The sequence below is a fragment of the Desulfobacterales bacterium genome, assembly GCA_029211065.1.
Taxonomy (GTDB): domain Bacteria; phylum Desulfobacterota; class Desulfobacteria; order Desulfobacterales; family JARGFK01; genus JARGFK01.
Genome location: JARGFK010000018.1, coordinates 16,965 through 31,358 on the forward strand (window position 1 = coordinate 16,965; position 14,394 = coordinate 31,358).

Sequence of the window (14,394 nt, forward strand, 5' to 3'; positions counted from 1 at the left end):
TTTATGATCTAATTCGTGACAATCTTGACGCATCTGGCCAGTTTAATGGCTTCCGGGGTGATGGTGAAAATTTCAGAAACAGCTTCAAAGGGCCGGATTGTTTTACCGGGTTCCGATTTAAGCGTCAGCTGGAGTTTAACGTCTGAAAGGAACTCAACCTTTACAACCGTTTTTTTCAGATCGATTTGTATCCGGTTTCCTTTCCGGTTCAGCCGTTCAAGGATAACTTCGGGCTTATCATTAAAATATTGTAATTTCGCTCTATCAAAAGAACCCTCTTTTAATGTCAGCTGATATGTGATCGATTGAATAGCGGCCCGGTCGGCTTTTGCAGGGGCCGGCCGGCAGCCCAGGGCCTCAAGCCCCTCGGGAAGATGTGAATTCAGAGCGGTTGGTATCTCATCCGGTTTTACAGGTGCTCGAACCGTTACGGACATGATTTCTGCAAGACTTTCAAGGCCGATGGGAAGCGGGTCTTCAAAAGAAACTTTCGGCATGGGGTGAAACCCCTGGGAGTATTTCAGCGGCAGGTTGACCCGGCGGATAGCGCGCAGAAAGATGTTGACCATCTCGAGATGTCCGAAATATCTGGCCGGTCCCTTTTTGGCGTAGGTCAACTGGAAAGTTTGAAACGCCGGCTCTTCGAAGGGGGCGGCCGGAGCAGGCAGCGCCGGGGGCGTCGGGCAGCTTGTAAAAACGATCGGGGCCACCCGGTCAAAATCGCAGACGCCGCAGCTGTTACAGGCTCCCTTGCGGCAGTCCGGGGTCGGCTCGGCTGCAAGCGCCTTTTGCCACTCCGCTTTTAAATAATCCTTTGAAGGGCCGCAATCTATATGATCCCAGGGAAGGGGTTCGTCAATGTCCCTTGTACGGGTGGTGTAAAAATCGGCATCCACCTGGGCATCCTCAATAGCCTTCTGCCAGGAATGAAATTGAAACAAATCGCTCCAGCCGTCAAACCGACATCCCCGCCGGTAGGCGGCTGTCAACAGCCGGGAAAGTCGCCGGTCGCCCCGGGACCAGAGCCCCTCGATGGCGCTGACCTCCGGATTCTGCCATTTAAAATGGATGCCGGATAAGTGGAGCTGGTCCTTGAGCATACGGATTTTTTCGTTGGACTCCGTCAGAGAAAGCTGGGTTGACCATTGAAACGGGGTGTGGGGCTTGGGTATAAATGTGGTGATGCTGACGTTGATGGCGCCCTTCCTCAGCTTCGCGCCTGTGGGCGATTTAATTAGGCGCAGCGCCTTTACCAGTTCCACCAGTTCGCGCAGATCCCCTGGGGTTTCGGTGGGAAGCCCGATCATGAAATATAATTTAATGACCCGCCATCCCAGACCGAAGGCGTCCTTTACCGTACGGATGATTTCATCGTTTAGAATGTTCTTGTTGATGACGTCTCTGAGCCGTTGGCTGCCGGCTTCCGGCGCTATGGTAAATCCGGTTTTGCGGACCCGCTTGATCAGTTTCATCAACTCCGGCGTCAAGGTGCCTGCCCGAATCGACGGAAGGGAGACAGCCGTATGATTCTGCTCGCAGCGGTCCATCAGGTGCTGCAATAGGGCTTGGATACAGCTGTGGTCGCCGGTACTCAAGGAGAGTAGCGATAAATCCTCATACCCGGTGGCAGCCAGCGATGCCTCGGAAAGCGCTACCAGCGTTTCGGTCTTTCTTTCGCGAACCGGGCGATAGGTCATTCCGGCCTGGCAAAAGCGGCAGCCCCGGGTGCAGCCCCGGGAAATTTCCAGCCGCAAGCGGTCATGAACCGGCCGTCCGAAGGGGAGGATCGGCTTTTGGGGAAATGCGGCGCTATCTAGGTCCGATACAATGGCGCGACGGACTTTTGTATAGTCCGGAAACCTGGCTATCAGGGTCTGAAACCCGGATGCGTCATATACCGGTGAGAAAAAAGAAGGAATATAGACGCCTTCGATGGCAGACCACATTTTTAAAAGGGTTTGTTTGTCACCGGACCCATCTTCTTTCCATAAAAGCCAGGCCTCGGCCATTTCTAAAACAGCTTCTTCTCCATCTCCCACCAGAATGGCATCAAAAAAGTCGGCCACCGGTTCCGGGTTCACCATGCTGGGGCCGCCGGCAATAATTAACGGATAGGAAAGGTCCCGCTGGTCTGCATTAAAGGGAATTCCGGCAAGGTCAAGCATGGCGAGCATATTGGTGTAGTTCAGCTCATAGAGAAGGCTGAAGCCGATGATATTAAACCGGCGCAGCGGCCACCCGCTTTCAAGGGTTTGCAGCGCAGCGCCGGATGATTTTAAAAGCGCCGCCATGTCCGGGGCCGGCGCAAAAACCCGTTCAGCTGCAATCTGGGGCTGCCGGTTCAAGATGTGGTAAAGGATCTGGAGACCGAAGTGGGAGGTGCCGATTTCATACATGTCCGGAAAAGCCAGCGCAATTTTTAGCTTTATACCGGCGAGATCTTTATGGATGCTGTTTACTTCCGATCCTAAATACCGGCTGGGCCGTTCCACCAGGGGCAGAATATCTTCTATACGGTTGTTGTTCATACTATTATTTCTTTTCAATCTGTATTTGTTTTAAGGGGCTGCCCATTAATTCCCCCCAAAAGGGAATTGGGCGCCTTGAAACGGAATTGTCCGGCGGCTGAATCTGAATGTAGTTTTGACAACCGCTCTAACCCGCTTCTGTTTTTATTAACTTTAGGCTCGAATAACAGGGATTCAAGTTAAAATAAAGAATTTGATATTTTTTCTGACATTCAATTGCAGTTGCGATAATCGCTTTGATGATTTATGGTTCATAAAAGCAGCAAAAATTGAAGAACCCTGCAGTCCCGCCATGGCGGGACGGGGAATGCGCTCGCTGCTGCGGTTCAAGTCGATATGCATCAAATACAGACGGAAACATAATGACATTAAAGAAATCGTTTATCGTATGAAATCGCAAAACATATATACACAGATCATTTTGGCGCTGATGATCGTCATGGTGCTCTTTATGGCCAGGCCGTCCATCGGCAGCGGCACGGAATATCAGCGTGAAACCCCTGTAGTCAATGCCGTACGCAAGGTCAGCCCGGCGGTTGTAAACATAAGCTCCCGGTACGAAGTACGCAAGCGCGCCAATCCTTTTTCCGGATTCGGGATGGACCCTTTTTTTGATTCTTTTTTCAAGGATTTTTTTGATCCCGGCTTTGAGCAGCGCTACCAGCGCAGCAGCCTGGGATCGGGCGTCATCATTGACGGCAAAAGGGGTTTTATCCTGACCAATGCCCATGTCATTGAAAAAACCGGGACGATCAAGGTGGTGTTAAATGATGAACGGGAGTTTGAGGCGCAAATTATCGGTGCAGATCCCGACTCTGATCTGGCGGTCCTGCGGATTGAGTCAAAAACGCCGCTGCCGGCCATTGAAATGGGAAACTCGGATGATTTAATGATCGGCGAGACCGTGATTGCCATCGGCAATCCGTTTGGGTTTTCCCACACCGTCACAACAGGCGTCATCAGCGCCCTGAGTCGAAGCATCCGAACGGACGACCGCGTATTTCAGGACTTTATCCAAACAGATGCATCCATCAATCCGGGAAACAGCGGCGGGCCCCTGCTGAACATCAACGGGGACCTAATCGGAATCAACACGGCCATCTATGCCAAGGCCCAGGGGATCGGCTTTGCCATACCCATCAACAAGGCCAGACGGATTATCTCCGACCTGATCCGGCACGGCGAAGTGATCCCGGCCTGGATCGGCATCGTTGTCCAGGATATCGACAATAAGCTTGCAAAATACCTCAACATTCCGGTAAGCAAAGGCGTGCTTGTCAAGGAAGTGGAAAAAAACAGCCCGGCCGGGGAGGCGGGAATCCGGGAAGGTGATATTATCCTTTCGTTGGGAAACAAAAAACTCCAGAGTAGTCAGGATTTTCAGTCGGCCATGAACGATTTTGCCAGCGGCGACACCCTTCAGATAGATCTGCAGCGCGGCGGCAAGGAGCAGCGTGTTTCCGTCAAAGCGGCTGTTTTTCCCATGGGTCAGGCAAAGGCCCTGATCGGCAAGCTGCTGGGTGTGGCCGTGGAAAATATAGGCACCGGCCGTCGCCACCCAAACCGGACAACAGCTACGGAAGGGGTTGTGATTTCAGAGCTGCAGCCGCAGTCGTATCTGGCCCGGATCGGGGCCCGGCCGGGGGATGTCATTCGCCGGCTGGACGATATCCCCATCAAGGACATCAAGGACTTTGAAAAAGCGATGATAAAATATCGGAACAAATCATCTGTTGTGATGCTGCTGCAAAGGGATAGCGAACTTTATTATATAACGGTTAAGCTGTAATATAAAAGAGAAGGTAATAGAACACGACGTTATTTAAAAGGAGACAGGTATGCAGCGAACTAAAATATCCCAATTGCTTCAGGCGAAAGACCCTGCCACAGATGTTCTGATCAAGGGCTGGGTCAGAACCCGGCGGGATTCAAAAGCGTTTTCTTTTATTGAACTCAATGACGGCTCCTGCTTGAAAAACATGCAGGTAATTGCCGGCAGCGCTCTGGAAAATTATAATGAGGTTGTTAAACTGACAACCGGCTCGGCTGTCGCGGTCAAGGGCAAACTGGTGGCGTCCCAGGGGGCAGGGCAGCGTTGGGAAATTCAAGCCGACGGGGTGGAGGTCTTGAGCCTGGCCCCGGAGTCGTTCCCGCTCCAGAAAAAGCGTCACAGTGACGAGTTTTTAAGAAATATTGCGCATTTACGCCCCCGGACCAATAAGTACGGGGCCACCTTCCGCATTCGCTCGGCCTTGTCCCATGCCATTCATCGCTTTTTTCAGGACAGAGGCTTTTCCTATATTCATACCCCCATCCTTACCGGTTCGGACTGCGAAGGGGCCGGTGAACTGTTTAAGGTGACGACCCTGGATTTGGTCCACCCACCCCTTAAAGACGGACAAACCGACTTTTCCCGTGATTTTTTCGGCCGGCCGGCCAATTTGACGGTTTCCGGCCAGCTGTCGGCGGAGATGTTTGCGCTGGCCCTGGGCGATGTATATACCTTTGGCCCGACGTTTCGGGCTGAAAATTCCAATACCCGGCGGCATGTGGCTGAATTTTGGATGGTGGAGCCGGAAATGGCCTTTTGCGATCTACAGGGAAACATGGACCTGGGCGAAGAAATGATAAAAGAATTGACGGCCGCCATCCTGGAGACATGTTCAGAAGATTTGGATCTTTTTGCCAGGTTCGTTGATAAAGAGCTGATGAAGATCCTGGAAAATATTGTTTCTTCAGAATTTGTCCGGCTGCCCTATCGTGAGGCAATCGATATTTTAACCGGCGCCAAGGAGAAATTTGAATTTGAAATATCCTATGGAAAGGACCTGCAGTCGGAGCATGAAAACTTTCTGACGGAGCGGCAGTTTAAAAAACCGGTGATCATTTATGATTATCCCAAAGAGATCAAACCGTTTTACATGCGCCTGAACAGCGACAATGCCACTGTGGCGGCAATGGATGTGCTGGTCCCGTCTGTGGGTGAGATCATCGGCGGCAGCCAGCGTGAAGAACGTCTGGATGTTCTGGAGGCCCGCATGGATAGCGCCGGCCTTCCCAAAGCGGACTACTGGTGGTATCTGGACTCGCGTCGCTACGGGACGGTTGAACACAGCGGCTTCGGCATGGGGTTTGAACGGCTGCTGATGCTCTTGACGGGCATCCGCAATATTCGCGATGTGATACCCTTTCCCCGAACGCCCAGCAGTATCGAATTCTGAGAGGAAGTTATGCCAATTCTTTTAGGCGCCATCGGCGACGATTTTACCGGGTCTACGGATCTGGCCCTGATGCTGTCCAAAAACGGCATGCCGGCCGTTCAATACATCGGCGTGCCCGCCGATGCAATTGCGGCAGGGGATATGCCGGCAGCGGTCATCGCCTTGAAATCCCGAACCGTTCCGAAGGCGGAAGCCGTCTCCCAATCGTTGGCAGCCTGCAGCTGGCTTCTGGCGCAGGGCGCCCGGCAAATATTTTTTAAATACTGCTCGACTTTTGATTCCACTGAAAAGGGAAATATCGGACCGGTGGCCGAGGCCCTGTTAAATTTTTTAGGCGACAAAGCCACTATCGTCTGCCCCGCTTTTCCGGCCAATCACCGCACGGTTTACCAGGGCCATCTTTTTGTGGGAGATCGGCTTCTGAGCGAATCCAGCATGCGGGATCACCCCCTGACCCCCATGACGGATGCCAACCTGGTTCGATTCCTGGGCCGACAGCTGGGACGGCCGGAGTCGGCCGGGTTGATTTCCATTCAAACCGTGGAAGCGGGCCCAGCGGCCATTCAGGAGAAATTAACGGTTTTAGCTGATCAAGGAACCCGGTTTGCCGTTGCGGATGCGATATCAGAGAAACATCTGATGGATATCGGAGCGGCCTGCGCAAACTTAAAGCTGATTACCGGCGGATCGGGTGTGGCCTTGGGACTGCCCGACAATTTCCGCAAAGCAGGACTATTAAGGGATATGCGCGGGCTGGCGGCGCTGCCCCGGATAGAAGGACCCGCGGTCGTTATCGCCGGCAGCTGTTCGTCCGCCACCCGGGGGCAGGTCCGCCGCATGGCCCGCACATGTCCTGCCTTTAAAATAGATCCCGTGAGATTGGCCCAGGGGAAACAGCGGGTGGAATCGGTGCTTGCCTGGGCCTCGGAGGCCATGGTCAAGGGACCGGTCTTGATTTATTCGTCAGCTGAACCGGATGAGGTTGCCGACGCCCAGAAACGTTTGGGAACGGAGCGGGCCGGAGAGCTTATCGAGCGGGCATTCGCGGAAATAGCCCGGCAGTTGGCGGCGGGGAGTGTTCAGAAACTGATTGTTGCCGGCGGCGAGACCGCCGGGGCGGTGGTGGCGGCCCTGGGCATTCAAGCGCTTTATATTGGACCGGAAATCGAACCGGGTGTGCCCTGGACTTTTTGCAAAGCACCCGAGACAATTTGTCTGGCATTAAAATCCGGCAATTTCGGCGGAGAGAATTTTTTTGAAAAGGCGCTGGGAATGCTGCCCTGAATATCAGTCTGGTTCGTGGATGCCGTTGATGTCCCGGCAAAGCGTCCCTTTGGGTGTAATTACATGAATGTATCGATTGCGGGCGGTTATGAGGTTTTCTGGTCGCATCAGAAAGTTTTTGGCCGCCACGAAACTGGAAGCTTCAAAAATCTGATAAAATAGTGTGTCGGTCAGGGTTACCTCATAATACTCCTTTTTGAAGACAACCTGATCGGCCTGTGACTGACTTTTGAACCGTTCGTAGGTTTCCGGCTTGAGTTGGTTTCGGTACTGGCCGCGATGTAGAGAGAATTTTTCCGTGGCCTCAGACCATGTCGTGTAGGTAAGCTTTTCCCCGGACAGAAAAACTTCATAACGGCCGTCTATCACCCGGTAGCATCCCATGGTGATGGGCTCGGTACAGATCAGATGGCCCGTATCCTCGGCCTCATGAACACAGGTAACGGACAGCAGCGCCTCCATGGCTTGCAGCTGGGTATTGAAAACATAACGCAGAAAAGGTGTCGTTGGACGCCATGTTTCATAGTCGGACCAAAAGTCTTTGGCCTGACTGAGCCGGTGGATACGGACCGCCTGGTTGTCTTTTTCATAAAATGATCCGGACATTCTATTCCTAGTCGATCTTATCTGATTTGGCGGGCGGGTCTATATTTCCCCACAGGTACTGCGCATATTTGAAGTAGCCCTGGACGTTGTTCAGGCGGGCATCGATATGGGTTTCTACGGGCATAATGTTGCCGGCAATCAGCGGCTGTAAAAATTTAGCCAGCTCCATGGCGCCGCCGCCGCTGATAATGATGGCATCAATATCCCAGTCATCGGCCCATAGTCGGGAGACGTCGCTGGCAATGATGCTGGCCGCGTGGGAAAACACCGAATCTTTGAGTTTTGAGATATTATATTCCTTTCCCCGGATTTTGATGAAACCCGTTCCGATGGCATCGTAAAGGCGATACAGCTCGATGTTCACCTTGCTTTCTTCCCGGAGCTTTTTGGCGATCACGCCAAAGCTTTTGGCAATCCCGGTATCGGTTGTGCTGCTGCCCCGTTCGACATACTGCAGACCGTCAAAAATACAAAAATCGGTGGTTCGGAACCCGATGTCGATGACGCCGATTTTTTGTTTGGCCAGTTCACGATTGGTAATCTTTCCGCTTTCGTTCATCAGCACGTTAAAAATACTGCCAAGCGGCTGGGGAATTATCCGTAAATTGTTGATATTGAGGCGCCTGGATTCACTGGCGCCATCGTTCTTTTGATAGCTGATTTCGTGGTTCCCCTTGAGCATTTTGGCAAAACGCTGGTGATACTCGCGGTAATAACCCACCGGCAGCCCGGTAACAATGTTCACAGGGGCATAGGTATCAAACAGATAGCCCATAGCGGTCAGGGCCAGGACCTTACAAAAGTCGGTGAGAAGCTTTTCCTGGTCCAGTGTGAATTGCCGCGTGTTGGAATGATGCTCGGCAAAATCCCCCACAAAGTAACTCTGTCCGTCCAGCAAGACATGCATGCAGGGCCCGGCCTCGCTTTTTACGATGGGCAAACTGAACTGGATATCCGTGGCCTCCCCCAGTATGGATTTGAATAGGACAAATTCCTTACCATCCGTGGCCTTGGTAAAACCGAATCCGATATCAATCCCTGCGACTTCCATTTTAAACTTCCCCCGTTAGATTTAATGGATTAGAATTTACACCCCTCACATGGTGTAATAACCAAAGACAGGCATCATATTGAGAGGCAACCGGTTACGGTGATTTTAAAGAAGAAATATCAAGAGTAGGGTGGAGTGTCAATCGACATTTTCAACGGATTGTTCAGCATCCCCTCCCGATTCAACTTCTTCAATAAACAGAAATTGAAATGATTTCTATGCGCCGGACCCGGTTGGGTGCTAGAGCATCTCGATGGCACAGGCCATGGAGACGCCGCCGCCGCCGCAAAGTGTTGCCAGGCCCAACGACTTGTTCCTTTTTTTCAAGGCATACATCAATGTGACGATGATGCGGGCGCCGGTTGCGCCCACCGGATGGCCCAAACCGATGCCGGACCCGTTGACATTGGTGAGGCTGCGATTTAAGCTCAGCTCCCGCTCGCAGCCGATGTACTGGGCGGCAAAGGCCTCGTTGAGCTCGATCAGTTCAAAATCGTTTATTTGAAGTTTGCCGGCGGCAAGCATCTGTTTGACGGCCGGCACCGGCGACAGCCCCATGACCGACGGGTGGCAGGCGCCCCGGCCGACAGCCTTTATTTTGGCCAGCGGTGTGATGTTCAGGTCTTTCGCTTTTTGGGCCGACAGAATGATGAGTCCGGCTGAGCCGTCGTTGATGCCGCTGGAATTTCCGGCCGTCACCTTTCCGATTTTCGGCACAAAGGCCGGCGGCAGTTTTTCAAGCTGCTCCAGGGTGAGCCCCGGCCGGAAGTGTTCGTCTTTGTCAAACACAATCGGTTCTTTTCTTTTTTGGGGTATCATAACCGGTACAATCTCATCCTTAAAAGATCCGTCCCGGGTCGCTCTTTCAGCTTCATTGTTGCTTCGCAGGGCGAAAAGGTCCATTTCCCGGCGGCTGATGTTCATGTACTGGGCGATAAATTCCGCCGTGTGCCCCATGAGATAGGGCTTTCCTTTAAAAAGACTCAACGGCGGCTCATTTGCATTGACCGGCCCGTCCTCGGGATGGGGAATGATGTGCGAGCCGCAGTGCAGGGCATGGATCATGGCGTCCACCAAGACCTGGTCCTGGAGCCGGCAGCCCCAGCGGGCGGCCGGCACCGTGTAAGGCGCACCGGACATATGTTCAACGCCGCCGGCCAGAATGACATCGGCCATTTCCGCCCGGATCATGGCCATGCCTGAAATGACCGCTTCCATGCCGGAGATGCATACCCGGTTGATGGTTGCCGCTGTAACCGTATCCGGAATGCCTGCCAGAAGCGCGCCGACACGGGCCACGTTCAGGGAGTCGGCCGGTTCCATGCAGCAGCCGTAGCGGACATCATCGATCAGGGCCGGATCGATTCCTGCCCGCTCAACCGCTGCTTTCATGGTGACACTGGCCAGGGTCGCGGCGTTGCTGTCGCGCAGGGTTCCGCCAAAGGCGCCGATGGCGGTCCGGCAGGCCGATGCAATGACGATGTCTTTCATGGATCACTCCTTTAAAAAAGGTAAAGGGTCGTTTGGTCTTTCTCACACCAGACAGGTATTGATTATATATTCAAACACCTAAAGCGATTATCAGAAAATCGGATGCAGGTGTCAAGCCATAAAATACTAAAATATCTTGAACCAATTTGTAAATTGGTATCAAATAAATCTTGGCAAAATTTTAGTTGACATACGATTTATATGGAGATATCTGAAATGAACCAATTTAAAATTGGTATGTAAAAAACGATTGACTTGATCTGTTGAATGAATGGTAACAGCCTTTGAATGACCGGGATGACGGACATGAAAAGCAGAAATAATGAGCAGTCAGTTCAGCGTCTGCGGGAGTTGCTGCAGAGCGGGCGATACCCGCAAGAGGGCCGCCTGCCCCCGGAACGGGAGCTGTCGGTGGAGCTGGGCATTTCACGGGCTGCCTTGCGAAAAGCGTTGTCGGTTCTGGAAGCGGAAAATTTGATCTGGCGGCATGTGGGGCGGGGAACATTTGTCGGCTCCCGAACCACGGGGAAGCACGAGGCCCGGTTCATGGTCGCCGAGATTACCAACCCGGCAGAAATCATGGAAGTCAGAATGGTTTTTGAGCCCAAAACGGCTGCTATCGCAGCGCTGCGGGCGACCCCCGGCAACCTTGAAAAGATCACCAATGCGCTGATTAAGTCCGAGGCGGCAACAGACCCGCTCTCTTTTGAGGTGTGGGACGGCGCCCTGCACCGGGCGATTGCCGCATCAACCGGAAATTCGCTTTTGGTTTCACTGTTTGAAGCGATCAACAGTTTGCGCGAAGACAAACTCTGGGGGCGGCTGAAAGAAGCCAGCTTTAATCGCGAGCGGCATCAATTCTATTGCCGGCAGCACCGCAAGATGGTGGCGGCCATTGCCGACCGCGATGCGGCTGAAGCCGAACGGATGATGCGCATGCACCTGGAAGCCGTTCAGAAAAATTTACTGGGAAACCTTTAAACAAATTTGAGCCTATTGATAACTAAGGAGAAGCATGATGTTTGAAACAATACCATTTAAAACACCGTCGACTTTTTTCGGGATGGATACGATCCATCAGATCGGCGGTGAAGCAAAAAAACTGGGCGCGGGGAAAGTCTTGATCGTTACCGGTCCGTCGGTCAAAAAAGCCGGAATTTTAGATAAAGTCCTGTCGTTTTTGAACAAAGAAAGCCTGGCGGTGGAAGTCAATATACAGGAACGCGATACACCCGAGCCGGCCACCGATGTGGTTGAAGGGACGGCTGAACTTGCTAAAAAAGGAAATTTTGACGTGATTATCGGCCTGGGCGGCGGCAGTATTCTGGATGTGGCTAAAATGGCTTCCGCATTAATGACCAATCCGGGCAAAACCAGAGATTATTTCGGCAAGGAAAAGGTTTCGATGCGGGGAAAGCCGACGATCATGGTTCCCACAACAGCCGGAACCGGGGCCGAGATGACCAAGCACGCTATTTTTCTGGATAGGGAGAGCGACGTCAAAAAGGCGGTGGCCTCCAATAATCTGCTGCCGAATGTCGCCATTATCGACCCGATGCTGACAGTATCCTGCCCGGCGCATGTTACCGCCAGTTCCGGCATCGACGCCTTCATCCATGCGGCCGAACCGTTCATATCCAAAAACGCCAATGCGGTTACGGAGATCATTGCCCTGGAAGCCGTCCGGATCATCACCCGGTGGCTGGGACCGGCTTACGCCGATGGAAAGGATCTTGATGCCCGCTATTACATGTCTCTGGGGAGTATGATGTCCGGCATGGTCCTTAACAACTCCGGCACCAGTCTGGTGCATGCCCTGTCCTATCCCATCGGCGGCGAATACCACAGCCCCCACGGTGTGACCTTGAGTGCGCTGCTGGCCACCTGTTTTGAATATGCCATTGTCGCCCGGCAGGATAAAATGGTCCGGCTGGCCGAAGCCATGGGAGAAAACGTGGAAGGGCTTTCCGCGCGGGAAGCCGCAATGCTGGCCCCGGAAGCCATCCGCGAACTCGTGGCCAGTGTCCGGCTGCCCAATTCGCTGACGGAACTGGGCGTAAAGGACCGGTCCAACCTGCAGTACTGGGCCGAGGAAGCCCACAAGGAGCAGCGGCTCTTGTCGCGCTCGCCGATCAATCTGTCGGTGGAAGATATCAAGGAAATTTACGAAAAAGCTTTTTAAAGGAGAATAAGATGAGCAAGAAGAAAAAATCAGTTCATGATTTTTTAAAGATGAAACAGTCCGGAGAGAAAATAACCTTTCTGACCGCCTATGATTACCCCACGGCCCAGTTTGCCGAAGCAGCCGGATTGGACATGCTGTTGGTGGGCGATTCCCTGGGGATGTGCGTCTATGGCTATAAGGGAACCGTTCCGGTGGTAATGGATCAGATGGTCCGGCATGCCGATGCCGTCCGGCGCGGCGCGCCCAATACGTTTGTGATCGGCGACATGCCGTTTATGAGCTATCAGAGCTCGACGGATAAAGCCGTTGAAAATGCCGGACGTTTTTTGAAAGAGGCTGACTGCGACGCCATCAAACTGGAGGGCGGGGTTCGGATCGCCTCAAAAATCCAGGCGATTGTAGATGCCGGCATTGTGGTAATGGGTCACATCGGCCTGACGCCGCAAAGCTCCGGGCAGCTGGGGGGCCACAAGGCCCAGGGACGCACGGCCGAGGCTGCGAAACTGGTGGTGGAGGATGCCCTGGCGGTTGAAGCGGCCGGCGCCCAGATGATCCTGCTGGAAGCCGTTCCGCCGGAACTGGGCGCGTACATTACAAAAAGGCTGAAAATCCCGGCGCTGTCCATCGGGGCCGGGCCGGACTGCGACGGCCAGCTGCTGATCGTGTCGGACATGATCGGGCAGTTCCAGGCCTTTACACCGAAATTTGTCAAGAAATACGGCCAGGTGGCGGAGATGGTCACCGGCGCTATGAAAGTCTACTGTGAAGAGGTGCGCGCTGGAAAGTTCCCGGCCGAGGAGCACTGCTACCGCATGCTGGCGGGCGAAGATGAGAAGTTTTTTAAATTAGTGGGAAAAGAATAGATAAGTACCAACCCTTGGCGGTCATTTCACGCCGGACGGGCGTCACGTGCGGCCGGTGGATGCAAATGGCTAAACCGAAAAATCTTTATCTAAAGGAGGAAAGACATATGAAGTGGCTATCAGGCAAAAGCAAACAACACAAAGGTCTGTTGCTGGTCGCGGTTCTGGCCATGGTTCTCTTGCTGGCCGGACCGGTTGCAGCCCAGGAAAAAATGAACATTTCCTTTGGCGGATCGACCCCCGGCGGCATGATGTATTATCTTGTGGGGGGTGCCGGGACCATCATCACACGGGAGCTTCCCCAGTACAACATTACCCAGGTTTCCACGGGCGGTTCCACCGAGAACTGTAAGCGCCTGGTGAAGGGGGAGCTGGATATGGGGATTGTCTATGGACCCCATGTCTATATGGCGCTGAACAATCAGGGGCCGTTTGAAAAAGATCCCAAAGGCACCATGCTGCGAGGTGTTGCCAAGATTTATGCCGGTGCATCTTATGCCGTAACACTGCCGGGTTCCGGAATTAAAAGCATGAATGACCTCATCGGCAAGACGGTTGCACTGGGACCGCCGGGCTCCGGTACGGTTTTTAACAGCGAGAATGTCCTGCGGGCCCTGGGGTTGCTGGAAAAAATCAAGCCGCGCATGATGTCTTTTGCCGATGCCGGCCGTGCAGTTGAAAACAGACAGATTGATGCCTTCTTCCAGTCCTCGGCGCCGGCGGGCGCCGTAACGACGCTGGCGGAGACAAAGGGCGCCTATGTGATTCCGTTTACGGACGCGGAAATGGCAAAAATTATTAAGGACTATCCGTTTTACTACACCGGCATCATGAAAAAAGGGGTCTATAAAAATGTCCCGGAAACACAGATGCCCTATCTGACCGTCTATTGGGTAGCCCATGAGCGGGTGCCGGAAAAGGCCATCTATGACATCACCAACCTGGTCTTCCAGCCGAAGATCTTTAAGGAATTGGGCGATGCCCACAAGGGCTGGAAACAGATGGAGCCGGATACCAAACTGTTCCTCAAGCTGGGTGCGCCCATGCATCCGGGTGCTGAAAAATATTACAAAGAAAAAGGTCAGTGGCAGGAATAATCATAACCGCCACGAAGACGCTGCCGCAGCACCTGCTGCGGCAGTGTTTTTGTTACTGTTGAACAGGC

At 53.1% G+C, this 14,394-nt stretch carries 11 protein-coding genes; 7 read left to right on the plus strand and 4 right to left on the minus strand.

Features of this window, described 5'->3' with window-relative positions:
* Positions 1–8: 8 nt before the first annotated feature.
* Positions 9–2,528 (minus strand): TIGR03960 family B12-binding radical SAM protein, encoded by a 2,520-nt coding sequence (locus P1P89_05920; GenBank protein MDF1591036.1) that lies wholly within the window; start codon positions 2,526–2,528, stop codon positions 9–11.
* A 292-nt stretch (positions 2,529–2,820) separates the two neighbouring features.
* Between P1P89_05920 and P1P89_05925 the strand changes: the two genes are divergently transcribed.
* From P1P89_05925 to P1P89_05935, 3 genes are read left to right on the plus strand one after another with little or no spacing between them, the layout of a single operon-like run.
* A complete protein-coding gene (locus P1P89_05925) occupies positions 2,821–4,317 on the plus strand; it encodes a Do family serine endopeptidase (GenBank protein ID MDF1591037.1) in 1,497 nt (498 codons plus the stop codon).
* 49 nt (positions 4,318–4,366) lie between these two features.
* The gene (gene asnS / locus P1P89_05930) at positions 4,367–5,749 is read left to right on the plus strand and encodes an asparagine--tRNA ligase (protein ID MDF1591038.1); all 1,383 of its coding nucleotides are present in this window, start codon (positions 4,367–4,369) and stop codon (positions 5,747–5,749) included.
* 9 nt (positions 5,750–5,758) lie between these two features.
* The gene (locus P1P89_05935) at positions 5,759–7,033 is read left to right on the plus strand and encodes a four-carbon acid sugar kinase family protein (protein MDF1591039.1); all 1,275 of its coding nucleotides are present in this window, start codon (positions 5,759–5,761) and stop codon (positions 7,031–7,033) included.
* 3 nt (positions 7,034–7,036) lie between these two features.
* Here the strand turns inward: P1P89_05935 and P1P89_05940 are convergent, their stop codons facing one another.
* The 3 genes from P1P89_05940 to P1P89_05950 all read right to left on the minus strand — a co-directional run bounded on the left by P1P89_05940 (position 7,037) and on the right by P1P89_05950 (position 10,181).
* Complete coding sequence (locus tag P1P89_05940; protein MDF1591040.1) at positions 7,037–7,639, minus strand: hypothetical protein; 603 nt, start codon at positions 7,637–7,639, stop codon at positions 7,037–7,039.
* A 7-nt stretch (positions 7,640–7,646) separates the two neighbouring features.
* The gene (locus P1P89_05945; GenBank protein MDF1591041.1) at positions 7,647–8,690 is read right to left on the minus strand and encodes a ParM/StbA family protein; all 1,044 of its coding nucleotides are present in this window, start codon (positions 8,688–8,690) and stop codon (positions 7,647–7,649) included.
* Between the two features lie 240 nt (positions 8,691–8,930).
* The gene (locus P1P89_05950) at positions 8,931–10,181 is read right to left on the minus strand and encodes an acetyl-CoA C-acyltransferase (protein MDF1591042.1); all 1,251 of its coding nucleotides are present in this window, start codon (positions 10,179–10,181) and stop codon (positions 8,931–8,933) included.
* A gap of 306 nt (positions 10,182–10,487) precedes the next feature.
* Between P1P89_05950 and P1P89_05955 the strand changes: the two genes are divergently transcribed.
* From P1P89_05955 to P1P89_05970, 4 genes are all read left to right on the plus strand, one after another.
* The gene (locus P1P89_05955; protein ID MDF1591043.1) at positions 10,488–11,162 is read left to right on the plus strand and encodes a FadR/GntR family transcriptional regulator; all 675 of its coding nucleotides are present in this window, start codon (positions 10,488–10,490) and stop codon (positions 11,160–11,162) included.
* A 34-nt stretch (positions 11,163–11,196) separates the two neighbouring features.
* On the plus strand, positions 11,197–12,363 hold the full coding sequence (locus tag P1P89_05960; protein ID MDF1591044.1) for an iron-containing alcohol dehydrogenase: 1,167 nt from the start codon (positions 11,197–11,199) through the stop codon (positions 12,361–12,363).
* A gap of 11 nt (positions 12,364–12,374) precedes the next feature.
* Positions 12,375–13,229, plus strand: a complete 855-nt coding sequence (gene panB / locus P1P89_05965; GenBank protein ID MDF1591045.1) for a 3-methyl-2-oxobutanoate hydroxymethyltransferase — start codon at positions 12,375–12,377, stop codon at positions 13,227–13,229.
* 107 nt (positions 13,230–13,336) lie between these two features.
* Complete coding sequence (locus tag P1P89_05970; GenBank protein MDF1591046.1) at positions 13,337–14,326, plus strand: TAXI family TRAP transporter solute-binding subunit; 990 nt, start codon at positions 13,337–13,339, stop codon at positions 14,324–14,326.
* Positions 14,327–14,394: the final 68 nt, after the last annotated feature.

Bases quoted from the DNA above. Each gene is read 5' to 3' on its own strand.
- P1P89_05920 (MDF1591036.1), bottom strand. From the start codon at position 2,528: ATGAACAACAACCGTATAGAAGATATTCTGCCCCTGGTGGAACGGCCC.
- P1P89_05925 (MDF1591037.1), top strand. From the start codon at position 2,821: ATGGCGGGACGGGGAATGCGCTCGCTGCTGCGGTTCAAGTCGATATGC.
- asnS (MDF1591038.1), top strand. From the start codon at position 4,367: ATGCAGCGAACTAAAATATCCCAATTGCTTCAGGCGAAAGACCCTGCC.
- P1P89_05935 (MDF1591039.1), top strand. From the start codon at position 5,759: ATGCCAATTCTTTTAGGCGCCATCGGCGACGATTTTACCGGGTCTACG.
- P1P89_05940 (MDF1591040.1), bottom strand. From the start codon at position 7,639: ATGTCCGGATCATTTTATGAAAAAGACAACCAGGCGGTCCGTATCCAC.
- P1P89_05945 (MDF1591041.1), bottom strand. From the start codon at position 8,690: ATGGAAGTCGCAGGGATTGATATCGGATTCGGTTTTACCAAGGCCACG.
- P1P89_05950 (MDF1591042.1), bottom strand. From the start codon at position 10,181: ATGAAAGACATCGTCATTGCATCGGCCTGCCGGACCGCCATCGGCGCC.
- P1P89_05955 (MDF1591043.1), top strand. From the start codon at position 10,488: ATGAAAAGCAGAAATAATGAGCAGTCAGTTCAGCGTCTGCGGGAGTTG.
- P1P89_05960 (MDF1591044.1), top strand. From the start codon at position 11,197: ATGATGTTTGAAACAATACCATTTAAAACACCGTCGACTTTTTTCGGG.
- panB (MDF1591045.1), top strand. From the start codon at position 12,375: ATGAGCAAGAAGAAAAAATCAGTTCATGATTTTTTAAAGATGAAACAG.
- P1P89_05970 (MDF1591046.1), top strand. From the start codon at position 13,337: ATGAAGTGGCTATCAGGCAAAAGCAAACAACACAAAGGTCTGTTGCTG.